The sequence below is a fragment of the Bacillus xiapuensis genome, assembly GCF_002797355.1.
Taxonomy (GTDB): Bacteria; Bacillota; Bacilli; order Bacillales; family Domibacillaceae; genus Bacillus_CE; species Bacillus_CE xiapuensis.
This window is the reverse complement of record NZ_KZ454939.1, coordinates 1992647-2017535: the sequence shown is the minus strand read 5'-3', so window position 1 is coordinate 2017535 and position 24889 is coordinate 1992647. Positions and strand designations below refer to the sequence as shown.

Annotated in this window: 21 protein-coding genes, 1 other RNA gene, 2 pseudogenes and 1 other annotated feature; of the genes and pseudogenes, 19 read left to right on the top strand and 5 right to left on the bottom strand. The window is 46.4% G+C overall.

Annotated features, from left to right (window positions below; all coding sequences use genetic code 11):
* The first annotated feature begins 382 nt into the window (after positions 1-382).
* The 10 genes from CEF20_RS10090 to CEF20_RS10040 all read left to right on the top strand — a co-directional run bounded on the left by CEF20_RS10090 (position 383) and on the right by CEF20_RS10040 (position 12367).
* Positions 383-703, top strand: a complete 321-nt coding sequence (locus CEF20_RS10090) for a LapA family protein (protein WP_100331689.1) — start codon at positions 383-385, stop codon at positions 701-703.
* A 233-nt stretch (positions 704-936) separates the two neighbouring features.
* A complete protein-coding gene (locus tag CEF20_RS10080; protein ID WP_100331687.1) occupies positions 937-1227 on the top strand; it encodes a DHH family phosphoesterase in 291 nt (96 codons plus the stop codon).
* Between the two features lie 871 nt (positions 1228-2098).
* On the top strand, positions 2099-4279 hold the full coding sequence (gene recJ, locus CEF20_RS10075; RefSeq protein ID WP_100331686.1) for a single-stranded-DNA-specific exonuclease RecJ: 2181 nt from the start codon (positions 2099-2101) through the stop codon (positions 4277-4279).
* Positions 4270-4785 carry an adenine phosphoribosyltransferase gene (locus tag CEF20_RS10070; RefSeq protein ID WP_100331685.1) on the top strand — a complete coding sequence of 172 codons (516 nt, stop codon included), beginning with the start codon at positions 4270-4272 and terminating at the stop codon, positions 4783-4785. Before recJ ends, CEF20_RS10070 begins: the two co-directional genes overlap by 10 nt.
* A gap of 215 nt (positions 4786-5000) precedes the next feature.
* Complete coding sequence (locus tag CEF20_RS10065; protein ID WP_100331684.1) at positions 5001-7190, top strand: RelA/SpoT family protein; 2190 nt, start codon at positions 5001-5003, stop codon at positions 7188-7190.
* Positions 7191-7202: 12 nt separating this feature from the next.
* The gene (gene dtd, locus CEF20_RS10060) at positions 7203-7643 is read left to right on the top strand and encodes a D-aminoacyl-tRNA deacylase (RefSeq protein ID WP_100331683.1); all 441 of its coding nucleotides are present in this window, start codon (positions 7203-7205) and stop codon (positions 7641-7643) included.
* Between the two features lie 201 nt (positions 7644-7844).
* Positions 7845-8069, top strand: a binding site (T-box leader).
* Positions 8070-8150: 81 nt separating this feature from the next.
* Positions 8151-9428 (top strand): histidine--tRNA ligase, encoded by a 1278-nt coding sequence (gene hisS / locus CEF20_RS10055; protein ID WP_100331682.1) that lies wholly within the window; start codon positions 8151-8153, stop codon positions 9426-9428.
* Positions 9429-11207: an aspartate--tRNA ligase gene (aspS, locus tag CEF20_RS10050; RefSeq protein ID WP_100331681.1), complete on the top strand. Its 1779-nt coding sequence runs from the start codon at positions 9429-9431 to the stop codon at positions 11205-11207.
* 67 nt (positions 11208-11274) lie between these two features.
* Positions 11275-11464, top strand: a non-coding RNA gene (gene ssrS, locus CEF20_RS10045) — 6S RNA.
* Positions 11465-11605: 141 nt separating this feature from the next.
* Entirely contained in the window at positions 11606-12367 is a 762-nt protein-coding gene (locus tag CEF20_RS10040) for a tRNA threonylcarbamoyladenosine dehydratase (RefSeq protein ID WP_100331680.1), read from the top strand.
* A 14-nt stretch (positions 12368-12381) separates the two neighbouring features.
* On the opposite strand, the pseudogene CEF20_RS10035 reads toward CEF20_RS10040, so the two are convergent.
* The 3 genes and pseudogenes from CEF20_RS10035 to CEF20_RS17335 all read right to left on the bottom strand — a co-directional run.
* A pseudogene (locus tag CEF20_RS10035) lies at positions 12382-12714 on the bottom strand (transposase); the annotation flags it as partial.
* Between the two features lie 379 nt (positions 12715-13093).
* The gene (locus CEF20_RS10025) at positions 13094-13273 is read right to left on the bottom strand and encodes a hypothetical protein (RefSeq protein ID WP_100331677.1); all 180 of its coding nucleotides are present in this window, start codon (positions 13271-13273) and stop codon (positions 13094-13096) included.
* Positions 13274-13324: 51 nt separating this feature from the next.
* Positions 13325-13450 (bottom strand): hypothetical protein, encoded by a 126-nt coding sequence (locus tag CEF20_RS17335; protein ID WP_269799220.1) that lies wholly within the window; start codon positions 13448-13450, stop codon positions 13325-13327.
* A gap of 534 nt (positions 13451-13984) precedes the next feature.
* Here CEF20_RS17335 and CEF20_RS10020 point away from each other — a divergent pair.
* From CEF20_RS10020 to CEF20_RS10000, 5 genes and pseudogenes are all read left to right on the top strand, one after another.
* Positions 13985-14776, top strand: a complete 792-nt coding sequence (locus tag CEF20_RS10020; protein WP_100331676.1) for a hypothetical protein — start codon at positions 13985-13987, stop codon at positions 14774-14776.
* Between the two features lie 3 nt (positions 14777-14779).
* Positions 14780-15160, top strand: a complete 381-nt coding sequence (locus CEF20_RS10015) for a GntR family transcriptional regulator (protein ID WP_100331675.1) — start codon at positions 14780-14782, stop codon at positions 15158-15160.
* Positions 15153-15857 carry an ABC transporter ATP-binding protein gene (locus CEF20_RS10010; RefSeq protein WP_100331674.1) on the top strand — a complete coding sequence of 235 codons (705 nt, stop codon included), beginning with the start codon at positions 15153-15155 and terminating at the stop codon, positions 15855-15857. The genes CEF20_RS10015 and CEF20_RS10010 overlap by 8 nt, the downstream gene beginning before the upstream one ends.
* A pseudogene (locus CEF20_RS10005) lies at positions 15854-16505 on the top strand (ABC transporter ATP-binding protein); the annotation flags it as partial. The gene CEF20_RS10010 and the pseudogene CEF20_RS10005, both read left to right, overlap by 4 nt.
* 268 nt (positions 16506-16773) lie before the next feature.
* A complete protein-coding gene (locus CEF20_RS10000; protein WP_100331672.1) occupies positions 16774-17721 on the top strand; it encodes an ABC transporter permease in 948 nt (315 codons plus the stop codon).
* 56 nt (positions 17722-17777) lie between these two features.
* Here CEF20_RS10000 and CEF20_RS09995 read toward each other — a convergent pair whose 3' ends face one another.
* A complete protein-coding gene (locus CEF20_RS09995; RefSeq protein ID WP_157796242.1) occupies positions 17778-19178 on the bottom strand; it encodes a YcdB/YcdC domain-containing protein in 1401 nt (466 codons plus the stop codon).
* 438 nt (positions 19179-19616) lie between these two features.
* Entirely contained in the window at positions 19617-20882 is a 1266-nt protein-coding gene (locus CEF20_RS09990; protein ID WP_100331670.1) for a replication-associated recombination protein A, read from the bottom strand.
* Positions 20883-21391: 509 nt separating this feature from the next.
* Between CEF20_RS09990 and cymR the strand changes: the two genes are divergently transcribed.
* From cymR to CEF20_RS09970, 4 genes are all read left to right on the top strand, one after another.
* Positions 21392-21811, top strand: a complete 420-nt coding sequence (gene cymR, locus CEF20_RS09985) for a cysteine metabolism transcriptional regulator CymR (protein ID WP_100331669.1) — start codon at positions 21392-21394, stop codon at positions 21809-21811.
* Positions 21812-21823: 12 nt separating this feature from the next.
* Positions 21824-22969, top strand: a complete 1146-nt coding sequence (locus CEF20_RS09980) for a cysteine desulfurase family protein (protein ID WP_100331668.1) — start codon at positions 21824-21826, stop codon at positions 22967-22969.
* 36 nt (positions 22970-23005) lie between these two features.
* Positions 23006-24121, top strand: coding sequence for a tRNA 2-thiouridine(34) synthase MnmA (gene mnmA / locus CEF20_RS09975; protein WP_100331667.1), 1116 nt, complete (start codon positions 23006-23008; stop codon positions 24119-24121).
* A 91-nt stretch (positions 24122-24212) separates the two neighbouring features.
* Entirely contained in the window at positions 24213-24878 is a 666-nt protein-coding gene (locus CEF20_RS09970) for a tetratricopeptide repeat protein (RefSeq protein ID WP_100331666.1), read from the top strand.
* The last annotated feature ends 11 nt before the right edge of the window (positions 24879-24889 follow it).

Sequence of the window (24889 nt, the reverse complement as noted above, 5' to 3'; positions counted from 1 at the left end):
GGTTGTTCTTGAACCTTGAAGACAGATGGGCTTGTGACCTCGAGGGGCTAGGCCCTACAGCTGGACAAAGAAAAGCGGAAGCGGCCGCAAAGGGGATGTCCAGAAAGTGATGGCTCACCCTAAAAAATGAAGACATTCAAGCCCAAGAATGCTGTTAAATCAACATTCTTGGGCTTTAAATTTGGATATATGTTAGCGGGAATGGAGCTTTTTAGACAGCCGCTTTGTGCGTCCGCATGGAATCTTCCGTTTGATGTATGATAAGGATAGAAGGTTTCGATACCGGTAGAAGGTGGAACAGAAAGAGAAAAAATACGGGTCTTTGCAGCATGGAAGACAGACAGCTGCCTCATCCCGATCATCCGGCTAAGGAGGAGAAAGTATGAAAACCCAATCCGCTTTGCTGCTCGGCGTTGCATTTGCTTTAATTGTAGCTGTGTTCGCTGTGATTAATGTTGAGCCAGTCACGGTGAATTACTTGTTTGGAAAATCCGAGTGGCCGCTCGTTCTGGTGATTATCTTCTCAGTATTTATGGGCGGCTTCATATCTTTTTCGTTAAGTGTATTCCGCACGATCAGCCTGCGCAGACAAAATAAAGTACTGATTCATCAGATTGAACAGCTCAAGCAGGAATTGCATGAAGCGAAGGGGGCTGAACAGCCGGAGCAAAAAAACTTTCGCACCGTTCCAGATGGCGAGTAAACCGTTCAAGGGCGCGTCTCTTCTGCCAATTAGTTGGCTTGGAGACCGCCCTTTTTCTAAACATAAGAGTTTTTTGGACAAGCCGAAAGCCCGGCGCTTGAACAGGTCCAAAAGCTTCGAAGACCGCAGCAAGAAAAGAGCTCTGGCATCCAGCGCTAAAATTAAGGGAAAAAGACCTTGCATTGAAACCCGATTTTTCCTTTTGTATAATGGTAAGGTTGAGGGGTGAGTGTATGTTAAAATCAAAAACCCGTTGGCTTGTTCGTCAAACCGATGAAAAAAAGCGAAATCAATTAGCTGAGCAGCTGGAGGTAAGTCCGCTGCTGGCTTCATTGCTTATAAATCGAGGCGTGACCGATGCAGTGTCGGCGCGGCAATTTTTATTTGATCAAGACAATGGTTTTCACGATCCGTTTCTATTCAATGGAATGGATCAGGCAGTACAAAGAATACAGCAAGCGATCGATAAGCAGGAACCGATTCTGGTATTTGGTGATTATGACGCAGGTGCGACACGTTTCTAAGTGAAAAGCTTAGGCACTGGGGAGCTGCTTGATCTCCTTGGGAGAACTGATTTCTTGATAGGCGGAATGATGGGGTAACGCCTGGAAACGCCTACTCTGATACTCCGGCATGCCTTCTCGAGGGTTAAATCGGGAGGTGTGAAGCCCGGTGAAGTCGGCAGAGAGATACCGTAAGTCAGCGGAAAGCTAGCAAACAGCTGACACGAAAGCTGTCCAGAGGTGGATGGTGTATCCTATATGCCGGGAGTCCATAAAATATCTATGGTTAGAATGTGCTAGGCAGCACTGGCGAATCTCTGAATATACGGGTCTAGACATAATAGCTGCAGAAATGCAGCGGGTGGCCGTGCCATCGGTATGTGTGGGTGAGTAAAACTCTGCGTTATGAAAGCCCATAGCTTGTTACAGGCAAGCTCAAGCATACAGGCCCATAGGAGAAACCTAAGGATATATGTAAGGATAGAGAAATCGGAACGTGGAAAGCATGAGATGTGGAGGTATTAGCCTGCCTATGAAGCAGTTCGGTAGATAAAGGGCTGTTTTGGCCTATTAAAATCGATTTACTCATGTGAAAGCGGAGCCACAGTACCGGTGAAGCCATGATAATAAATGGCGGAGGGATAGGCTCTAGTCGAACGTTTCAAAAACGGATCTGTGCCGGATAAGCGAACAGCATGAAAAGGCGGCAAGCACCGCGGTTGCAAGGCGGTGCTTTAAATTCCTTCTCACTGTCCAGTAAGCGATAGCAGGGAAGCGGATGCTTTAGCAAGCTCATGCTTGCAGGTGAAGCGAGCCTAGTGCTGGCAAATAGTAAGCGGAAAATGAGGAGTATGTTCTGTTTGGCAGAAGATCAGCGAGTTGAAACCGTTCGATGGAACGCCGTATGACGGGAAACCGTCCCGTACGGTGTGGAGTGGGGGAAAAGCCGGAGATCAAATCAAAGGCTTACCTATCACTATACGGGGTTAGTAGTACGTCCGTCATGATGACCGTGTTAAAGGATTTAGGAGCGATTGCGGAATTTTATATCCCGAATCGTTTTACAGAGGGCTACGGCCCAAATGAAGGAGCATTCCGCTGGGCGAGTGACAGCGGCTTTCGATTAATTATTACAGTTGATACAGGAATAGCGGCTGTTCAAGAAGCAGCACTAGCAAAGGAGCTGGGCATCGACCTAATTATTACCGACCATCATGAGCCGGGTCCAGAACTTCCGGAGGCGCTGGCTATTATTCATCCGAAGCTGCCGGAAGGAAAGTATCCGTTTGGGCATTTAGCCGGCGTAGGGGTGGCTTTTAAAGTGGCTCATGCCCTATACGGGGCTATGCCGGAGCATTTGCTAGACTTAGCAGCCATTGGAACAATTGCCGATCTTGTTCCTCTCACAGGTGAAAACCGGGCCATTGCCCGAGCCGGGTTAAGAAAGCTGCAGCAGACGAATCGACCGGGCATTGAAGCGTTATGCCAATTGACCGCAACAAAAAAAGAAGCCATTACGGAAGAAACGGTTGGCTTTATGATCGCTCCTCGCCTGAATGCTGCCGGCCGGCTATCGGATGCGGATCCCGCTGTTGAGTTGCTGCTGACGCAGGATAAGAGTACGGCGAAGCGGCTGGCGCAAGAAATCGATGAGATGAATCGGGAACGCCAAGCGCTTGTTAACGAAATAACAGCTGAAGCAATCGACATCGTGGCCTCCTTTTATCCGCCTGAACAATATCCAGTGCTCGTGATTGGAAAGGAGGGCTGGAATCCGGGCGTCATCGGCATTGTTGCTTCACGGCTTGTCGAGAAGTTTTACCGGCCAGCCATCGTGCTCAGCTTTGATAAGGAGACAAAGCTGGCTAAAGGGTCAGCAAGAAGCATTCCCGGCTTTAATTTATTTAAAAACCTGTCCGCTTGCCGTGAATTGCTGCCCCACTTCGGCGGCCATCCGATGGCAGCTGGCATGACGCTATCGATCGCAGACGTGGACGAGTTAAGAACACGCCTGTGCGCTTTGGCACAAGAGCAGCTTGCCCCCGAAGATTTCATCCCGGTTACCGAACTTGATGCGACGGTGCCGCTGGAAGATATTAATTTACAAGTAGTGGAGCAGCTGGAGGCGCTGGCCCCGTATGGGATGGCAAATCCTAAACCTAAGGTGCTCATTGAGTGCGTGGGAGTATCTGCTATGCGCAAAATCGGATCGGACAAAACCCATTTGAAGCTGCAGCTTGAAAAGGGAGCCGCTGCGCTTGATGCGATCGGATTTGGCATGGGGAGCTTTGCAGATCACATCGCCCCTTTTTCCAAGGTATCGGCTATTGGGGAACTGGCGGTCAATGAATGGAATCATATCCGCAAACCGCAAATGTTCTTGAAAGATCTATGCGTGGATCACTGGCAGCTGTTTGACGTCCGCGGTCACCGCCAGTTGGACAAGTGGATAGAGAAAGTGCCGGAAAAGCGCCTGATTATTGTGTTTAGAAAAGAATCGGTCCATGAGCTGAAGCTCGCCCGCTTGAACGGGGAATTGATCGAAGTGGACGGTTTGGAAATGGCTGCTCAGCTGGACATTGCGGGGAAGAATGTCGTGCTTGTTGATCTCCCCCCGGCTGAGGAATACATCGGACGCTTGCTTGAAAATGGGCGTCCAAGCCGTATCTATGTCCATTTTTATCAGAAAGATGATCATTTTTTCAGCACGCTCCCTACCCGCGATCATTTTAAATGGTTTTATGGATTTTTAATGAAACGGAAAATCTTCGATCTGCATCGGTATGGAGACGAGTTGGCCAAACATCGGGGTTGGTCGCGGGAAACGATAAATTTCATGTCGAAAGTGTTTTTTGAACTGGATTTTGTTACAATGAAAGATGGTGTGATTCATTTAAATCCCCGTGCTTCAAAGCGCGATTTAAGTGAATCTCCATCCTATCAAAATAAAAAAGCACAATTTGAATTGGAGAATAAGCTGCTGTATTCTTCCTATCAGGAATTAAAGGATTGGTTGGATCAGCATGTAAACGCCCCTGTTGAAATTGAGGAGGAAGCAGAATCATGGATTTAAAAGAGTTTATTAAGATTGTTCCAGACTGGCCAAAGCCGGGAATAAAATTTAAAGATATTACACCATTAATGGCAGACGGCCAAGCCTTTCGCTATGCGACGGATCAAATTGTCGACTATGCAAAGGAAAAGGAAATCGACATAGTCGTCGGGCCGGAAGCCCGTGGATTCATTGTCGGCTGTCCAGTCGCTTATGCTCTCGGGATCGGCTTTGCTCCGGTTCGTAAAGATGGCAAGCTTCCGCGGGAAACGGTGAAAGTGGATTATGGATTAGAGTATGGCAAGGACATACTGACCATTCATAAAGATGCCGTGAAACCGGGACAGCGCGTTCTCATTACCGATGATTTACTGGCGACGGGAGGAACGATCGAAGCCACTATTAAATTGGTGGAACAGCTCGGAGGCGTAGTAGCCGGCATCGCGTTTTTAATTGAGCTTGAGTATTTGAACGGCCGCAGTAAATTGGAAGGCTATGATGTGTTGACCTTAATTCCATATGAGTGAGAAAACAATGGGCACTTCTGTGCTCATTTTTTATATATTTCCAGGCGAAACCTATAAATACTAGTAGAATGAGACAATTATCGACAATTTTCTTGAAAATTCTTTAGAAAATAGGCAAGATGGCTTTACATATCGTCTTTTTTTTTCGATAATAGGGACAATTACATTCTTTTTAAAAGATTAAATATTTTATGATGGCAAAGGTGAGTAAACATATGGCGAATGATCGGGTGCTAACCGCCGAACAAGTGATCGAACGGACAAGTGAATATGTAAATTCAGAGCATGTAGAGTTTGTGAAGAAAGCTTACCTGTATGCAAAGGAAGCGCATAAAGAGCAATACCGCAAATCAGGAGAGCCGTATATTATTCATCCGATTCAAGTAGCGGGAATATTGGCTGATTTAGAAATGGATCCGGCAACCGTAGCAGCCGGTTTTTTACATGATGTAGTGGAAGATACCGAGATTACGCTTGAAGATTTGGAAGAGGCATTTAATGAAGAAGTTGCCATGCTTGTAGACGGTGTGACCAAGCTGGGGAAAATTAAGTACAAGTCTAAAGAAGAACAGCAGGCCGAGAACCATCGGAAAATGTTCGTAGCCATGGCGCAGGATATTCGTGTGATCTTAATCAAACTGTCTGACCGCCTGCATAATATGCGGACGTTAAAGCATTTGCCGCACGAAAAGCAGCGGCGGATTTCAAATGAAACATTAGAAATTTTCGCGCCGCTTGCCCACCGGCTCGGCATTTCCAAAATTAAGTGGGAGCTTGAGGATACCGCTCTCCGCTATTTAAATCCGCAGCAATATTATCGGATTGTGAATCTGATGAAGCGCAAGCGGGCGGAACGCGAACTGTATCTTGAGGAAGTCATGAAAGATGTGAAGAGCCGCTTGGAGGAGCTGGATATCCATGCCGATTTATCCGGCAGGCCGAAGCATATCTACAGCATTTATCGAAAAATGGCTTTGCAGCACAAGCAATTTAATGAAATTTATGATTTACTGGCCGTTCGAATTATCGTCGATAGCATTAAAGATTGTTATGCGGTGCTTGGCATTATTCATACATGCTGGAAGCCAATGCCCGGACGGTTTAAAGATTATATCGCCATGCCGAAAACGAATATGTATCAGTCGCTCCATACGACCGTTATCGGCCCTAAAGGCGATCCGCTGGAGGTTCAGATCCGCACGGCCGAAATGCATCAAATCGCTGAATATGGGGTAGCAGCTCACTGGGCGTATAAGGAAGGCCGAACGATTGACGAAAAGGCCTCCTTTGATAAAAAGATGTCTTGGTTCCGGGAAATTTTGGAATACCAGAATGATTCTGCGGATGCGGAAGAGTTCATGGAATCCTTAAAGATTGACTTGTTTTCCGATATGGTGTTTGTGTTTACACCAAAAGGCGATGTAATCGAACTTCCATCCGGTTCTGTGCCGCTTGACTTCGCTTATCGGATTCATTCAGAGATCGGCAATAAAACGATCGGCGCCAAAGTGAACGGAAAGATGGTGACGCTGGATTACAAGCTGAAGACCGGCGACATTGTGGAAATCCTGACCTCCAAGCATTCCTATGGCCCAAGCAAAGATTGGCTTAAGATGGCGCAAACCTCACAGGCGAAGAATAAAATCAAACAATTCTTTAAAAAGCAAAATAGAGACGAAAATGTGGAAAAGGGCCGTGAGCAAATCGAGCGGGAAATTAAAAATATGGATTTCGACGTGAAGGAGGTTCTCACGCCGGATAATCTGAAGCGAGTAGCGGAAAAGTTTAACTTTTCCAATGAAGAAGATATGTATGCCGCTGTTGGATATAACGGCATAACGGCTGTGCAGGTCGTCAACCGCCTAACGGAAAAACTTCGGAAAATACGGGATCAAGAAGCAACCGTGCAAGAGCCTGTCAAGGAATTGAAACCGGCAAAGCCGTCTAATAAAAAAAATTCAGGTGTAAGAGTAAAGGGAATCGATAATTTATTGATTCGTCTTTCCCGCTGCTGCAACCCGGTGCCGGGAGATGAAATTGTCGGCTATATTACGAAAGGACGCGGCGTCTCTGTTCATAGAGCGGACTGTTTAAATGTCTCAGACGAAGAGTCTGCCAACCGTCTGATTCCGGTAGAGTGGGAGAGCGGGGCAGCCAATCAAAAAGAATATATGGTGGAAATTGAAATTTCAGGCTATGACCGGCAAGGGCTTTTGAACGAAGTACTGCAGGCTGTCAGCGAAAGCAAAACGAATATCTCCGCTGTATCTGGCAGATCCGACCGCAATAAAGTGGCGAAAATTGATATGGCGCTCTATATTCATAATGTTAATCACCTTCATAAAGTAGTCGAAAAAATTAAGCAAATTCCGGACATCTACTCCGTGAGAAGAATTTTAAATTAAGGGTGTTGAGACATGAAAGTAGTTCTGCAGCGAAGCAAGGAAGCTTCTGTAACCGTTGATGAGAAAGTGGTTGGCCAAATTGACAAAGGGATCGTTCTCCTTGTTGGGGTGACCCATGAAGATGGAGAAGAGGAGGCGGCTTATTTAGCGGATAAGGTCGTTCATTTACGGATATTTGAAGATGAAGAGGGCAAGATGAACCGTTCTCTGATTGAGGCGGGCGGCTCGGTCTTATCTGTTTCCCAATTTACGCTCTATGGAGATTGTCGAAAGGGCCGACGTCCCAACTTCATGGCGGCGGCGAAGGGTGATCAAGCGAAATCGGTATATGACCACTTCAATGACTGTTTAAAAGCTAAGGGCATACAAGTGGAAACCGGAATTTTCGGCGCGATGATGGATGTATCGCTTATCAATGACGGACCGGTTACACTCATACTTGAAAGCAAGTAAATGATCCGGCTTGTATAGGCAGCGCCTTGACAAGCCGGGTTTTCTTTCGGAATTTTAGTGCTTCGCAAAGAACGGAATGCTGCGATCGCGGAGTGAAAAGCAGCAAGAAGAGATGGATGGCTGTTTCTCACGGCTTGTTCAAAAAGAAGCTTGAATGAACTAGGAAAGTTTTTTATAATAGGTGCATTAGTTAAAAAAGTCAATCAACCGTTGAAGGAGAAAAGTAGTTAAGAATCGCTGGCGACAGAGAGAAAATGCCTTGGCTGGAAGCATTTTTGCAGCGGCTTAATGAAGGAACACTCCAGAGGTTTTTCCTTGAACCTGTAAGTAGGGGAAAACGTAGGCAGGCGTTAACTGGAAAAGTGAAAGCTGAGCAATCAGCTTTAACTAGGGTGGCACCACGGGAAACTGACTCTCGTCCCTTGCTCGCAGGGACGGGAGTTTTTTATTTTGGAAAAAACCCGTCCGCCGATGGGATGTTAGCTTATTTAAGAAGGAGGAAAAACGATGAATGTAAAAATTCCGCGCGGCACGCAAGATATTTTGCCGGGAACGGTCGAAAAGTGGCAGTACATCGAACAGATTGCAAAAGAGCTATGCCGTAACTATCAATATAAAGAAATTCGCACGCCAATTTTTGAGCATACGGAATTGTTTCAGCGGGGGGTGGGCGATACGACCGATATTGTTCAAAAGGAAATGTATACGTTTCAAGACCGGGGCGGCCGCAGTCTGACACTCCGCCCGGAAGGAACAGCAGCGGTTGTCCGTTCTTTTGTCGAAAATAAAATGTACGGGGATCCCAATCAGCCAGTAAAGCTGTATTACAGCGGGCCGATGTTTCGCTATGAACGTCCGCAGCATGGCCGCTTCCGCCAATTTGTCCAATTCGGCGTGGAAGCGATCGGCAGTGAGGATCCGGCCATTGATGCGGAAGTGCTGGCTCTTGTAATGGATATTTACAAGGCGGCAGGACTTAAGAAAATCAAGCTGGTGATCAACTCATTAGGAGATATTCAAAGTCGCACGGCTCACAGGGAAGCGCTTATCAAGCATTTTCAGCCGCGGATCGGCGAGTTCTGTTCCGATTGCCAAAGCCGCCTCGAAAAAAACCCGCTTCGCATTCTTGATTGCAAGAAAGACAGAGAACATGAGCTAATGGCCACTGCTCCTTCCATTTTGGATTATCTAACAGACTATTCACGTACATACTTTGAAAAGGTGCAGCAATATTTGCAGGATTTACACATTGAATACGTGGTGGATCCGACTCTTGTACGCGGGTTGGATTATTATAATCACACCGCATTTGAAGTCATGAGCGATGCTGAAGGGTTTGGAGCCATTACAACATTATGCGGCGGGGGCCGTTACAGCGGTTTGGTCAGTCAGTTAGGCGGGCCTGATTCACCGGGGATCGGCTTTGCATTCAGCATTGAGCGCTTCATAGCTGCCGTGGAGGCAGAAGGCTTAAATTGGCCGAATGAAAACGCTCTGGATTGTTATCTTGTTACGCTTGGAGACGAAGCGAAAGATTATAGCGTGAAACTGCTGCATGACTTGCGGTCCGCCGGGCTGAAAGCGGAGCGCGATTACCAAGACCGCAAAATGAAAGCCCAGTTCAAGGCAGCCGACCGTTTGAATGCCCGATTTGTAGCGATTCTTGGCGAGGATGAACTGCGGGCCAACCAAATTACTTTGAAAAACATGGAAACAGGCGAACAGCAGCAAATTCAGCTGGATCAGCTGGCGAAGATCTTAAAAAACAAGATGGAGGAAAAATAAATGTTTGGCAGATCATATTATTGTGGAGAAATCAAAGAACAGCAAATCGGCGAGAAAGTATCATTAAAGGGCTGGGTTCAGCGCCGCCGTGATTTAGGAGGAGTAATTTTCATTGATCTCCGCGACCGGACAGGCATCGTGCAGATCGTATTCAATCAAGAAACCTCCGCGGAAGCCCTTGCGGTAGCGGAGAAAGTCCGCAACGAATATGTGCTGGATATTCAAGGAACGGTGATTGCCCGTGATGAAAGCACAGTAAATGAAAATATTCCTACAGGAAAAATTGAAATTGAAGTGGAAAACGTAGTGATTTTAAGCGAATCTAAAACACCGCCGTTTATGATTGAAGATCAAGTGGAGGTATCCGAGGATATTCGTTTAAAATACCGTTATTTGGACCTGCGCCGTCCGGTTATGTATGAAACGTTTAAGATGCGCAGTGACATTACGAAAGCCGTTCGCGACTATTTAGATGAAGAGGGCTTTCTCGATGTAGAAACACCGATTCTTACAAGAAGCACGCCTGAAGGAGCCCGCGATTATTTGGTACCAAGCCGTGTGCATGAAGGGGAATTCTACGCGCTGCCGCAGTCGCCGCAAATTTTCAAACAGCTGCTGATGGTATCCGGGTTTGACCGTTATTATCAAATTGCCCGCTGCTTCCGTGATGAGGACTTGCGTGCTGACCGTCAGCCGGAATTCACACAAATTGATATTGAGGCAAGCTTTATGAGCCAGGAAGATATCATGGCGATGACCGAAGAAATGCTGAAGCGCATTATGAAGCAGGTGAAGGGAATCGAGATGACAGAGGCGTTTCCTCGAATGACATACAGTGAAGCGATGAGTCGTTTTGGTTCAGACAAGCCGGATACACGCTTTGGTATGGAACTGATCGATGCGTCGGATGTTGTAAAGAATTCCGGATTTAAAGTATTCACGAGTGCTGTGGCAAACGGCGGGCAAGTAAAGTTCATCAATGTTAAAGGCGGCGGAGCGGATTATTCCCGCAAGGATATTGATCATTTAACCGAATTTGCGGCTATTTATGGCGCGAAAGGGCTTGCTTGGATGAAAGTGGAAGAGGATGGCTTGAAGGGACCGATCATTAAATTCTTTACGGAAGAAGAACAGGCGCAGCTTATCGAAGCAGCCGATGCAGCGGCAGGAGATTTATTGCTGTTTGTCGCTGACAAAAAATCAGTGGTTGCCGATGCTTTAGGCGCGCTTCGTCTGAAGCTCGGCAAAGAGCGGGGATTAATTGATGAGAATCAATTTAACTTCCTGTGGGTTACTGATTGGCCGCTTCTTGAATACAATGATGAAGATGGCCGCTATTATGCCGCTCACCATCCATTTACGATGCCGGTTCGTGAGGACTTGCCGAAGATTGATGAAAAGCCGGGAGAGGTGCGGGCTCAAGCATATGATATTGTCTTAAATGGCTATGAGCTTGGCGGTGGTTCCATCCGAATCTTTGAGCGGGATATTCAAGAGAAAATGTTTGAGCTTCTCGGCTTCACAGAAGAGCAAGCGAAAGAGCAATTCGGCTTCTTGCTTGATGCATTTGAATATGGCACACCTCCACACGGCGGGATTGCACTCGGGCTTGACCGGATTGTCATGCTGCTTTCTGGGCGCACAAACCTTCGCGATACGATCGCTTTTCCGAAAACAGCCAGCGCGAGTGATCTGCTGATGGATGCGCCGAGCCCGGTAAGCGATAGTCAATTAGAAGAATTGCAATTAGCTATTCGTCAAACAGCAAAAAGACAATAATTAAATATTCTGATAATTAACTGCTTGAAAACAAAAAATGCATATGATAAGATGTAGTCATCAAAGGTAAGTCCTGATGTGTTCGTCTCCATTACTATCTGTTTTGACCGAACAATATATGTTTAGGGAGTCCGGGGTTATTAAGCGGCATACACGCTTCCTTGGTAGAGGACGTATAAAGCTTAATGCAGGACACCCACCTGCCAAGAGCGGGCTCAAAACATATAGATCCATCGGACGGCACGATTGGGACTTACTCTTCTTCCTTCATCATCAACAGCCTCCTGTTCTCAGAGGCTGTTTTTTTAGGCTAAAATACTTGAGTGCCCGCTCTTTTTTAAGTAAGATAGGTCTTATCTGAATGAACAGACTATAAATAGACATGGAGTGATCCTTGCATGCTGCATCAATTTTCTCGAAATGAACTTGCCATTGGCAAAGAAGGGCTGGATATTTTAAAAAATACAACGGTGGCTATTCTGGGAATTGGCGGGGTCGGTTCCTTTTCTGCGGAAGCGCTTGCCCGCTCCGGTGTTGGCCGCCTTGTTTTAGTTGATAAAGACACGATTGATATCACCAATGTCAATCGCCAGCTGCCCGCTTTATTATCCACAGTCGGCAAGCCGAAAGTGGATGTCATGAAAGAGAGAATCGCTGATATTAATCCGGAGTGCGAAGTCATCGCATTGAAAATGTTTTATACCGAAGAAACCTTCGAACAGTTCTTCAGTTATGATTTAGACTTTGTTGTGGATGCGTCCGACACGATTTCCTATAAGATTCACTTAATGAAGCAATGCTTAAATCGAAACATTCCGATTATCTCGAGCATGGGAGCGGCGAATAAGCTCGATCCGACACGCTTTCAAATTACAGATATTTCGAAAACGCATACGGATCCGATTGCTAAAGTGATCCGCACGCGCTTGCGCAAGGAAGGCATTAGAAAAGGAATACCGGTTGTATTCTCTGACGAAAGCCCGATTGTGATTCGTGAAGAGGTGCGCAAAGTTGTTGGAAAGGATGACGCGGAAGTCCGCAAAGCGCAAATGCCGCCTTCCTCCAACGCTTTTGTACCATCCACTTGCGGTTTAATTATGGCCAGCTATGTCGTCCGTGAGCGGTTGAAAGGCATTCCTATTGCGCGCGTGAACGATTAAAAGAAGGGGCTGTCTCATAATCCCCTAAAATAAGAACGCGGAGGGAAAAACAGCTCGTTTTTCTCTCCGCGTTCTTTTGCTGTGAGCGGGCTTCCTGAAAATGTTCGGGCAAGACCTGTCATTTTCAGGGAGTGGCGGGCTATCGCCACAATGACGTATTCTGTATGAACCGCCGCAAGGCTACGCAGCGAAACACGGCAGAACGACCGATTGCCCTTGAGAGGACCGAACGCACTTTCGACCTTGTTTTTTCTCCGGGCATAAATCGGTATGTTCTCGTCAGACCAAAGGCAGTTCTTGGCTTTTGCTTTCATTTCTTCGCAAACGGGGGTGCGATGAATCTGCCGGTTTCCCTTTCGCTCTTGTACATTGGGCTTTCAGCGGGCCTCCGTCCAATCCTCTCATTCATAAAGAATCCGTATAGGCGGAGCAACGTTTGAAGCGAATACGGCGGTCTTTATATATACGTTGTTTTCTTCTTTACAGGCCTTGTCTTTGGCTGACAACCATTTTTTAAAACTGCGCTTTTGTTCTTTCAGGTAGGGGGTGTAAGGAATCAAATCGTCTATTCTTTCTTCCGTCGCACACATGTAGTTGTTTTCACTTTCCCGGCATCGGCGGTCACCTTTTTTGGATACGGCAGGCGGGAGCCTTTCAGTTTCCCAGGTGCGGAATGAAACAGCGGGTATCCATTGGACGATGGTGAATGGTATAGAACAAGAGGACTTAATTTTCCATTGCCATCTGCACATTGCATCCGGGCTTTAGCCGCCCGTTTTTCATGTGATCTTCTTTCATTCTCATAAATATGGCATCTGTATTGATTTTGGGAGAGCTGCTTCGGTCGCCGAATGTCTTCATTTGCCGTTTATATTTCACTAGGAGCGGGAAAAAAATACCGTTCACGGATTTGGCCAGCTTTTTAACGGAGGATCATTTTTGGTGCTTGTCCTTCTATTATTTTCCGTATTCATCCTGGTTCGCGCCTTTTTCCATCTGTGCCATTTTGTTTTCAACGACCATTTCCACTTGCAACAATTGTTCAGGACTGACTTTTTTCGCCGCAAGGCATTCATGGATCATAGAAGCTTCATCTTTCTTGAAGCGGGAGTCTTGTGGTATCTTCCGCACGGGATAAACGAGGAGGATCTTGATCCTCTATTTTAGGATTTTCTGCTGGTTAAATTTTTTTGAGGCTCCTTTGCATTTCGATGTTCAGTCTTAAGTCTTAGTAAAAGTTCCATCTGTTGATTGTTATGGAAATGTGGGATGGGAGGTATAGTAACGAAAGGAGAGTAACAGGAAACGAAAAAAGGTAATGCTGTTTTGGGTAGGTGGACTAGCTGCTGCAAGTTTAGAACAGATTATTAGGCTGCGATTGTGAATGGAGAAAAGACAAGCATTGAAGCCGGGACAATAATGTTTTGAATTCCGGCGCTAAGCAAATGATGATCCGCTTCGAGCTCGTTTTGGTCTCATTTGGTGGTCAACGGCCTTGTGGCATTGTCGAAAATCTAAGACGCAGTTTCAGGGAAATAGATGGCGATAGAGTTGACATATCTTCCGTCTTAGTGTACTATTTGGCTAGTACAGTAGTACACGAAAGGAGGGAGGGCAATGTTTCGTGGGTTAATAAAGAAAGACTTTCTGTTAATTAAAGACCTTTTTCTTGTATGGTTACTGGCAGAGACTGTACTTTTTATTGTAGGAGCGGCATTTTTTTCTTATTTTGATACCTTTGATATGGTAATAGTCTTTCTTTATTTAGCCGCTCTTTTTCATATAGCCGCCCTGCCGATTGCCATGATGGTTTTGCTGAATAAAGAAGAGAAAGCAGGCCATTATTGGCTGCACGGAACAGCCGCCGTTTGGCAATTGCTGCTTTCTAAGCTGCTCATTTCTTTTGCTGTCACGGCTGCTTCGCTCATTCTTATTGATGGATTTACGCTGGCTTCGTTTTCCGTTGAGTTTCCGAAAGAGATTATCACGAATTTTGATTCGCGCATTCCTTATTTGGAAGGCTTCTTGATTAACGGAGGCATTTTAACATCGGCCATCTACTTCACTTTGTTGGGGCTGTTTTTCTGGGCTGTCTATCACTCGCTCAACGCTTTTCCGGCATTGAAGAAGTTTCGCTGGCTGATTATTGTCCTGATTTATTTGACTATGCAGGTGCTTATGGCTGGGGTGCTTGCTTTGCGGACCACCCGCAAATTATTGTCCAGCTGGGCAATTCCAATCAGCGAAAGCTTCCATGCTAATTTGAAAGGCTACCGCTTATTGGGATTAACCCTGCAGTCGGCTTCTGAGCCCGTTATTTTCATTTGGCCGCTCATACTCCCGGCTTTGTTTGTTGTCGTACTGTTTTTAGCGACTTGTTGGCTGCTCAGCCGAAAAGTAGAGGTGTGACCAATGACAGCAGAATTTAAAACATCTAAACCTATTTATAGACAAATCGCCGAGCGGATTATTCAGCAATTTGTGCGCGGAGAAATTCAGACTGGGGAGAAGCTTCCTTCCGTCAGGGAGATGGCCATCCAGTCGGGAGTGAACCCCAATACGATCCAACGAACTTACGGGGAGCTGGAGCGCATGGGTGTGATAGAGACCAAAAGAGGACAGGGGACTTTTATGACAGAAAAGGCTGAGGTTAAGAGGCGGCTGCGTGTAAGCATTCAGCAGGAAATGATTCATCAATTCATTCAGAATATGCGCGGCATCGGCGTTAAGGATGATGAGATTATCAAGGTTGTTGAGCAATTCTTGAACGAGGGGAGTGAGGACGTTGATTAAGCTTCAGCAGGTATCCAAGCGTTATGGCGGCAGAAAGGCGCTCGACGAACTGACCTTCACTTTTGAAAAAGGAAAAGTGTATGGCGTTCTCGGTCCCAACGGAAGCGGAAAGTCGACGATAATGAAGATGGCTGCCGGTCTTGTGTTTCCAACTAAGGGGGAAGTTACTGTGAACGGCCGGCGCGTTGACCGCAGCATTTCCTCGGAAGTAGCCTTTCTGGCCAGCTCAGGAATGCTTTATCCCAATTTAACTATCAGTCAAATGGTTGATTATTACTCCTCTCAATTTCCGGATTACTCCCTGGATCAATCGAAGGAATTAATGGATTTTCTGCAATTGGATCCATCCAGGAAAATATCGAAGCTGTCGGAAGGGCAAAAGGGGCGGCTAAAGCTCTTGCTCGTCCTGTCCCGGCAAGCGCCGGTTTTGTTGCTGGATGAGCCATTTAGCGGTCTCGATCCAATGGTGCGGGATACAATCGTCAAAGGTCTCGTTTCTTATATCAATTTCGGAGAGCAGACAGTGATTATTGCCACTCATGAAATAACGGAAATTGAGCCGGTTTTAGATGAAGCAATTGTCATGGAAGCAGGCAGAATAAAGGCGCATTGTCATGTGGAAAGTCTGCGGGAGGAGAATGGAACCTCTATCCTGCAATGGCTTAAGAATAATTTTACGGAGGAGGGACAGTCATGACCGCACTTGTGGAATTGAAAAATGTCTCAAAAACAATTAAAAAGAAAAAAATTATTGATTCGCTAAGCTTTTCGATTCAAGAAGGAGAGGTATTCGGCTTTCTCGGCCCGAACGGAGCGGGAAAAACAACAACGATTCGCATGATCGTGGGATTAATGAAAATAACCGAAGGCGACATCGTTATTTGCGGACACAGTATCCAAAAGGACTTCGAGAAAGCAGTCGAAAATATTGGGGCTATTGTAGAAAACCCGGAAATGTATAAGTTTCTATCAGGCTACGAAAACTTGCAGCAATATGCGCGCATGCATCAAGGCATCACGAAGGAGAAAATCGATGAAGTGGTGAAGTTCGTCGGTTTAAGCGAGCGCATTCATGACAAAGTGAAAACTTATTCATTAGGTATGCGTCAGCGCCTGGGAATCGCTCAATCGCTTCTGCACGATCCGAAAGTGTTAATTCTTGATGAGCCGACGAACGGACTGGATCCGGCAGGAATCAGAGAAATTCGGCAGCATGTGCGCGAGCTGGCTGAAAAAAGAGGCATGGCAGTCATTGTTTCCAGCCACTTATTATCCGAAATGGAAATGATGTGTGACAGGATCGCGATCATTCAAAAAGGAAAATTAATTGATGTGCAGTCCGTGCGTAACTGGATGGAAGATGAATACGAGATGTATTCCTTTGAAATTAATCATGCGGAAGACGCCGTTAAATACATTAAGCAAGCCTTTCCAGGCGGTCAGGCGAAGATTTCCGAAGGGCGACTCATTATCGAAAGCAAAAAGGAGCAAATTCCGGATATTGTGACGATGCTTGCTCAAAGCGGCATCCGCATTTACGAGGTCAAACAAGTATCGAAAACACTGGAAGAACGCTTCCTAGAAATCACTGAAAAACAGGGGGTATCCATCTAATGTTTCGATTGATAAAAAACGAATGGATCAAAATATTTAAGCGGCCGGGCACATATGTCATGATTGGGCTGCTGGTACTGATGGTTGCCGGTATTGCTGGCTTAACAAAGTATAGTGACAGCAAGCAGCAAGAGCAGGCAAACTGGGAGCAAGTAGTGAAAGCGGAGATTGCTGGCTATCAGAAGCAATTGAAAGAAGATTCATATATGACGAAGGATCAAAAAGAATATATTAAAGGTCAAATTAAGGTGAATGAATATCGTTTACAAAATGATGTGCCAGCCGATGTGAAGACGACGATGTGGACATTCATAGAAGATAATGCTCAGCTTCTTAACTTTGTCGGTTTGTTTATGATTATTATCGCGGCTGGAAGTGTGGCCAGCGAATACACGTGGGGAACGATTAAACTGCTGCTCATTCGTCCGATCAGCCGTCCGAAAATTCTTCTTTCCAAATATTTAGGAGTCGTCTTATTCGGATTGTTTATGATGGCTGTTCTGTTCTTGCTTTCATCTTTAATCGGAGCGATCTTGTTTGGTACTTCCGGACAATCCGTTCATCTTGCTTATGAAGGCGGTAAGGTGGTTGAACAAAGTCTCGTTCTTCACTTGGCCAAATTGTATTTATTGCAATCCATTAGTGTCTTTATGATGGCTACGATGGCCTTTATGATTTCAGCAGCCTTCCGCAGCAGCTCATTAGCCATTGGGATTGCCATGTTCCTGTTATTCATGGGTCCTAGTGTAACAGGGTTGATTGCCATGAAGTATGATTGGGCAAAATACTCATTATTTGCCAACACCGACTTATTGCAGTTTGAAACCGGCAGGGTCCTAGTTGATGGCATGACGCTTGGATTTTCACTTACAGTATTAGCTGTTTACTTTATTATTTTTCATGTGCTGGCGTTCACTATCTTCTCCAAGAGAGATGTCGCTGCTTAATCTTTAAGAGCTGCCCCGAAAGTCGTGACAACCTGACTTTCGGGGCAGCTCTGTCATTATCTGCATAGCTTTTTGGAAATGATGACTTCTCCCTTTTCGGCTTCGATAAACACCGCATTTCCGCTAAGAGATGGAAAATCCAAGCAATACACGAGCTGATAGAATTCCCGAGCATCTTCAGGATATTCTTTTTGCCACATCAGCTTGACATCTGCTAAGCGGATGAAACGTTCCTTTGCTGTCTGTGCTGAAATTCCAGGCTCGGTTGGAATAGTGCGGATCTGTTGCGGATCAATATCCGGTCCAAGATAGTGATCAATCAGTCCGGTTGAGCGGTTTACACAAATATGTGTATGACCGGCGTCTACATATATGCCTTCGTGCTGCAGAACAAAATGAAAACCAACTCTCTTATCATTTTCAACCTTCTCCGCTTGCATCCGGAAACATTGATCCGCCTCCGGATAAAGATGATATAAAAACTGCAGAGCGATCTCTTCACATTCTGGAATGCTTAATTGCAGGTTCCCTTCGCGCTCAAGAAAAGAGAACATTCCTTTTAGCTGACCGCTGTTTTTATCGGTCTTTAGCTTGAGGGTATGGTCGTTTCTCTGCCGTAAAAAGCAGTCCAAACTGCGGTCTCCCATCTCTGCTTCCGCCCCCTCCGCCTGATAGACAGTACCGATGGTCTCTCCCAAATCCCGCTTTCGAACCGGCTTGAACATGGAGCGGTCCAGGCCGATAAATTCCTCGGTCTTTTTCATGGAAGGGGCTGGCTTCAGAAGCGGAAGCAGCTCACCAGCGGTCTCTTCGCATTCTGGCTCAGGCTTAGCGGTGATCCCATCCGCGCGCAGCTGATAAAGATGATAGCCTGGTTCATACACAAGATGGGGCAAATCATCACCGTTTTCATATAATTCGCGGCTGAGCACCGCTATTTTTAAATTCATCTGCAAATGCCGCAATAATATGGCTCTTGCTTCATGGGCTGCGATCACTCTTTCAGGATAAACGATCTTGTCTGCCAATCCGTCATAAAGAAAGCGGATGATTTCTCCGCTTTTCGTGATGGCAATGGAAAAGCCGGTGTGAGGAAGGTATTTTCCCAGCTCCAGTTGCTTGTAAGTGATCTGCAGAAGGTCATCCTCCTGATTGTGGATGTCCTCGAAAGTAAATTGTTCGAGTGCATTTGGATAATGGCTGGTGACATATTCAAGAGCGAGCGTTTTCAGCCTCTCAATTGGCAGCGGATCTTCAGCCGAATGAAGAGCTGTATATTTAGTCAAATCGATCAATTGCCCTTTCTCATTTAATTCGACCCAGATTCCCTCTTCTTCGCTCAGAGGGCTTTTCCAAAAAAACAGCGCCCGTTCTTCCTGATAATCTTCTATCTCAAGTTCATAGCTGGAAGGAACATGACCGATTCGCTCTGCTTTCTGTTTTAATTGATCTTTCAAAATAGAAATCTTCCTTTCTTTTTTGAGTTGTCTTGTTCCTGTTCAGAAGAACATATCGCAAATACACCGTCTATAGATGGATGAGAAGGCGGTTTAGCTGATTCTTGTATTCTATTGATTAGCTTCTTGCCGGATGCTAAATGAAGAAAGAATAGACCGTGGCGTTACAGCCCCGCCATCCTCGCTCGCTTCAGGAGGAGGCTGATGCACAGGCGCCCATTTTATCCAAATTGTAACATAAGTTGGCTGGGGATGCAGGTTTTTGCACGGGCTGCAGACAAGAAAAGATCAGCCCCTCTTCTTTAAGTCTAAAATGGCGGCTAGAAACTTCTTAGGAAGGGGAGGAGAAGGGGGAAGATGACGGAGAAGGTTCTGCTTTTATTGACCGAACTTTGTATCCTTCCAGCCCGGTAGGCCCTCCGCCGCACCTTCCGTCTCTTATTTGCTTTTCTCGATTTTTTCATAGATGGTTGAAAGGCTTTGTTCAAACTTGCCTGTATTCTTCGGCTCATAATAGCGTTTGTACTTTAAAGCGTTAGGAAGGTACTGCTGCTTAACCCAGCCGTTATCAAAATCATGCGGATACTGATAAGATACTCCTCGTCCCAGCTCTTTTGCCCCTTTGTAGTGGGCATCCTTTAAATGGTCCGGCACATCGCCGCTCTTGCCGGCACGGATATCAGCGAGCGCGGCATCGATGGCCTGGATGGCGGAATTGGATTTGGGGGATAAACATAGTTCAATCACAGCTGCCGCCAGCGGAATCCGGGCTTCCGGAAAGCCGATTTTTTCCGCTGTTTGAATGGCGGCAAGTGTCCGCTGTCCGGCTTGCGGGCTGGCAAGTCCAACATCCTCGTAGGCAATAACAAGCAGTCTTCTTGAAATGCTGGGCAAGTCGCCGGCTTCGATTAGTCTTGCTAAATAATGAAGCGCCGCGTTGGCATCGCTTCCCCGGATGGATTTTTGAAAAGCGCTTAATACATCATAATGGGCATCGCCGTCTTTATCGTGGGAAAAGCTCTTCTTTTGCAGACATTCTTCTGCTATTTCACGGCTGATTAGAATATCCCCCTCTTCATTTGGCGGAGTGGATAAGACGGCCAGTTCAAGCGCATTTAATGAGCTGCGGACATCGCCGCCGCTCGCCTGCGCCAAATGATTGAGCGCTTTTTCATCCATGATCACTCTGTATTTGCCAAGCCCTCGCTCTTGATCATGTAATGCCCGCTGCAGCGTTTCTTTAATCTGTTCTGCTGTAAGCGGATGCAATTCGAAAATTTGGCAGCGACTGCGAATCGCCGGATTAATGGCGTGATAAGGGTTGCTTGTCGTTGCGCCGATCAATGTAATCATCCCGTTTTCTAAAAATGGCAGCAAAAAATCTTGCTTTGCTTTATCAAGTCTATGGACCTCATCAAGCAATAAAATCACCTTTCCAGACATTTTGGCTTCTGCCGCCACAATTTCCATGTCCTTTTTATTGCTAGTGACAGCGTTTAATGTACGAAAAGCGTATTGTGTGCTGCCGGCGATAGCACTGGCAATGGAGGTTTTTCCAATGCCGGGGGGACCATACAAGATCATAGAAGACAGTTGCTTAGCTGCCACCATTCGGCGGATGATTTTCCCTTCACCGACCAGGTGACTCTGTCCAATAATTTCTTCAATGGTGCGCGGGCGCATACGAAAGGCCAGTGGTTTCATCTTTGTCATTCCTCATTTCTTTCAATCGGGTGTTTCCTTCACTTTATCATATCTAAAAGGAAGCGATCATGTTTTTTGATCAGGGTTCTATGCTATAATAGCGAAGGCTGACGACTGTTAAAGTCGAAGTAATAAAGAATGGGATCATGTAGAGGAAAAAGCAGGGGATTCCGATGGTGAGGCTGATAATTTTTTAGGATTGGCTTGTTCGCTATGTCTCTTAGTGTTATCATGCTCATCTTTAAGAGCAATGGGGGTTGACGCTTGGGATTCGGTCTGTTTAAGCAGATGTGTTGAACCTTGCCGCCGGTTTGTTCGCGCGTATCTTAGGGCGGATCTGCGCGGCAGGCCGCCTATGTAAGGAGCGGAATGGGTCTGGCTGCTCCGGATATCGCCTGGGCGGTCGGCAAGATTGCCAGTATTTCATTGCCACAATATGAACGGATTTCATATATACTAATCAATAGAGGAAACCATAGGAAAGAAGAACATAACAGAGGTGTAAATAAATGAGGATTTCAACTAAAGGAAGATATGGATTAACAATCATGATTGAACTGGCAAAGAGGCATGGGGAAGGGCCCACCTCATTGCGGGTGATCGCTGGGGTGCATAACTTATCTGAGCATTATTTGGAACAGCTGATTGCTCCTTTGCGCAATTCAGGGCTGGTACGCAGCATCCGCGGGGCTTACGGCGGTTATGTGCTGGGAAGAGATCCGAAAGACATTACGGCGGGAGATATTATGCGCGTATTGGAAGGGCCGATTAGCCTTGTCGAGGGAATTGAAGATGAAGAGCCGGCTAAACGCGAACTGTGGATACGCATTAGCGATGCTATTAAAGATGTTTTAGAAAATACAACACTGGATGATTTAGCTAAACATACCGACCATGGCGAATCAGATGGTTATATGTTTTACATATAAGGAGTGACAAAATTGGAACGAATTTATTTAGACCATGCGGCAACGTCGCCTGTTCATCCCGAAGTGATGGATGTGATGGCTGCTCAGATGGCAGAAGTGTTTGGCAACCCGTCAAGCATTCACTCATTCGGCAGAGCTGCCCGGCATGTCGTCGATACGGCAAGAACAGCAATTGCCGCCAGTGTAGGAGCGGACTTTAACGAAATCATTTTCACAAGCGGCGGAACGGAAGCGGATAACCTTGCGATCATCGGTACTGTCCGGGCCATGAAGGACAAGGGCCGCCATATTATTACAACAGCGATCGAGCATCATGCTGTACTTCATACATGTGAGCAGCTGGAAAAAGAAGGATTTGACGTGACGTACTTGCCGGTGGATGAAATGGGATTGGTACAGCCGGATGCTGTACAGGCCGCGTTAAGAGAGGATACCATTCTCGTTTCCGTGATGTATGGGAACAACGAGGTGGGGACGATTCAGCCGATTTCCGAGATTGGTGAAGTGCTTAAGGATCACCAGGCTTCCTTCCACACGGATGCCGTACAGGCTTACGGATTGTTGGACATCGATGTGAAGAGGGAGCATATTGATTTATTGTCCGCCTCTGGTCATAAAATAAACGGCCCAAAAGGGATTGGCTTTTTATATGCCAGAGAAGGCCTCCCGCTGTCCCCAGGGATTTTCGGCGGGGAACAGGAAAGAAAGCGGCGCGCTGGAACAGAAAATGTTCCTGCGATCGCTGGTTTTGCCAAAGCTGTCGAGTTAGCAGGTCAAGCACGCAGAGAAAAAGCAAAGAAGTACATCGGTTTTAAAAAGCAGCTCATCGATAGATTAACGGCGCACGAAGTGGACTTTCAGCTGAACGGATCGCTTGAACAAGCGCTTCCCCACGTGATAAACTTAAGCTTCACTGGAACGGATGTAGAGGCTATGCTCGTAAACTTAGACCTGGAAGGGATTGCTGCTTCAAGCGGATCGGCCTGCACTGCGGGATCTATTGAGCCCTCCCATGTGCTTGTCGCCATGTTCGGCAAGGATTCCGATCGTCTGCGCAATTCGATCCGTTTCAGCTTTGGCTTTACGACAACGGAGGCACAAATTGATCAAGCAGGAAGAGCCCTCGCGCAAATTACTGCCCGTTTAACGCGGAGCTAGGCGGATTTCCTGATTTTTGGAAAGAGAGTGGAATGAATGGAAAAAGCACCGAAAGATACTCGAGTCGTTGTTGGAATGTCCGGCGGAGTGGATTCTTCGGTTGCCGCGCTCTTATTAAAAGAGCAGGGGTATGACGTCATCGGCATTTTCATGAAAAATTGGGACGATACGGATGAGAATGGCGTCTGCACAGCAACGGAAGATTATGAAGATGTGATACGGGTATGCAACCAAATCGGCATTCCTTATTATGCAGTGAATTTTGAGAAGCAGTACTGGGATAAGGTATTTACTTATTTCCTGGATGAATATAAAGCGGGACGCACGCCAAATCCCGATGTGATGTGCAATAAAGAAATTAAATTCAAAGCGTTTTTAGAGCATGCCCTTAAGCTAGGGGCGGATTACTTGGCAACCGGCCATTATGCGCGAATTGACCGCAGCGAAAAAGAAGTGAAAATGCTGCGGGGGCTGGATGAAAATAAAGATCAGACCTACTTCTTGAATCAATTGCAGCAAGAGCAATTACAGAAGGTTCTGTTTCCCATTGGCGGCATAAATAAGAAGCAAGTCCGTGAAATTGCCAAACATGCGAATCTTGCGACGGCAACGAAAAAAGACAGCACGGGTATTTGCTTCATCGGTGAACGCAATTTCAAGGAATTTTTAAGCGGTTATTTTCCGGCCCAGCCTGGTCCTATGTCTACTATGGATGGCGAGGTGAAGGGCCAGCATGATGGGTTGATGTACTATACCATCGGTCAGCGGCATGGCCTTGGCATCGGCGGTTCGGGGGACCCTTGGTTTGTTGTCGGAAAGGATTTGGAGAAGAATATCCTTTACGTGGAGCAAGGCTTTCATAACGGGCTGCTTTATTCGGACTCATTGATTGCAGATCAGATCAACTGGGTGTCGAATGAGCCCAAGCCGAGTTCGTTTGAATGCACAGCGAAATTCCGCTATCGCCAGAAAGACAGCAAGGTGACGGTGCATCTGCTCGAAAACAACAAGGTCAAAGTGGACTTTCATGAGCCGGCTCGCGCGGTTACGCCGGGTCAGGCGGCTGTATTTTACGACGGGGATGTTTGTCTTGGCGGAGGAACCATTGATCAAGTGTTTAAAAATGGCGAGCGCCTGACATACGTTGGGTAGCCGCAAGAAAAAGCCTTAAAAAGCACTTCGTTGCTTTTAAGGCTTTTTCTGTATGATATAATTTTTTTATTAAAGCGTGTAGAGGTGGAGTATGGATAAGAATTTACAAGGAATTGAGTATCTTCAGCAAGGGAAAGTGGAAGAGGCTCTTAAGTTATTTACAGAGAGAATTGAAGAAGCGCCTGAAGATCCGACGGCGTATATCAACTTCGGCCATGTGCTTTCAGCCGTTGGTGAACTGCAACGCGCGGAGGCATTTTACCGCAAAGCAATTGAGGTGGATCCAGATGCCGGCGCGGCTTATTACGCCTTTGGCACCTTTTTATATGAGCAGAATCATTTGGAAGAAGCCTGCAAGCAATTTGAGCAAGCCGTGCAGAAGGGGCTGCAGGAAAGCGACGCCTTTTTTATGCTGGGCTTAACTTTCATGCAGCTTGATCAAGCGACATTTGCTTTGCCCTATTTGCAGCGGGCGGTTGAATTGAACGAAGAAGATGTGGAGGCACGCTTTCAGTTTGGACTTGCCTTAGCGAAAGCAAAGGTATATGACGAAGCGATTAAACAGCTGGAACAGGTGGTTAAGGCAGAACCGGAGCACGCTGATGCGTATTATAATTTAGGTGTGGCTTATGCCGGACACGTAAACGATGCAAAGAAGGCGATCGAGATGTTCAACCGTGCATTAGACGTGCAGCCGGACCATGCGCTAGCTGGCTATGGCAAGAAAATGATTGAAAAAGCAACAGAAGAAAGCTGAAAAGTGAAGGG

Excerpts from the sequence above, each read along its gene's own strand:
- CEF20_RS10070 (WP_100331685.1), top strand. The coding sequence starts at position 4,270 with ATGGATTTAAAAGAGTTTATTAAGATTGTTCCAGACTGGCCAAAGCCG.
- aspS (WP_100331681.1), top strand. The coding sequence starts at position 9,429 with ATGTTTGGCAGATCATATTATTGTGGAGAAATCAAAGAACAGCAAATC.
- recJ (WP_100331686.1), top strand. The coding sequence starts at position 2,099 with ATGGAACGCCGTATGACGGGAAACCGTCCCGTACGGTGTGGAGTGGGG.
- CEF20_RS17335 (WP_269799220.1), bottom strand. The coding sequence starts at position 13,450 with ATGATCCATGAATGCCTTGCGGCGAAAAAAGTCAGTCCTGAACAATTG.
- CEF20_RS10080 (WP_100331687.1), top strand. The coding sequence starts at position 937 with ATGTTAAAATCAAAAACCCGTTGGCTTGTTCGTCAAACCGATGAAAAA.
- CEF20_RS10090 (WP_100331689.1), top strand. The coding sequence starts at position 383 with ATGAAAACCCAATCCGCTTTGCTGCTCGGCGTTGCATTTGCTTTAATT.
- cymR (WP_100331669.1), top strand. The coding sequence starts at position 21,392 with ATGAGGATTTCAACTAAAGGAAGATATGGATTAACAATCATGATTGAA.
- CEF20_RS09990 (WP_100331670.1), bottom strand. The coding sequence starts at position 20,882 with ATGAAACCACTGGCCTTTCGTATGCGCCCGCGCACCATTGAAGAAATT.
- CEF20_RS10040 (WP_100331680.1), top strand. The coding sequence starts at position 11,606 with ATGCTGCATCAATTTTCTCGAAATGAACTTGCCATTGGCAAAGAAGGG.
- mnmA (WP_100331667.1), top strand. The coding sequence starts at position 23,006 with ATGGAAAAAGCACCGAAAGATACTCGAGTCGTTGTTGGAATGTCCGGC.
- CEF20_RS10020 (WP_100331676.1), top strand. The coding sequence starts at position 13,985 with ATGTTTCGTGGGTTAATAAAGAAAGACTTTCTGTTAATTAAAGACCTT.
- CEF20_RS10000 (WP_100331672.1), top strand. The coding sequence starts at position 16,774 with ATGTTTCGATTGATAAAAAACGAATGGATCAAAATATTTAAGCGGCCG.
- hisS (WP_100331682.1), top strand. The coding sequence starts at position 8,151 with ATGAATGTAAAAATTCCGCGCGGCACGCAAGATATTTTGCCGGGAACG.
- CEF20_RS10065 (WP_100331684.1), top strand. The coding sequence starts at position 5,001 with ATGGCGAATGATCGGGTGCTAACCGCCGAACAAGTGATCGAACGGACA.
- CEF20_RS10015 (WP_100331675.1), top strand. The coding sequence starts at position 14,780 with ATGACAGCAGAATTTAAAACATCTAAACCTATTTATAGACAAATCGCC.
- dtd (WP_100331683.1), top strand. The coding sequence starts at position 7,203 with ATGAAAGTAGTTCTGCAGCGAAGCAAGGAAGCTTCTGTAACCGTTGAT.
- CEF20_RS09970 (WP_100331666.1), top strand. The coding sequence starts at position 24,213 with ATGGATAAGAATTTACAAGGAATTGAGTATCTTCAGCAAGGGAAAGTG.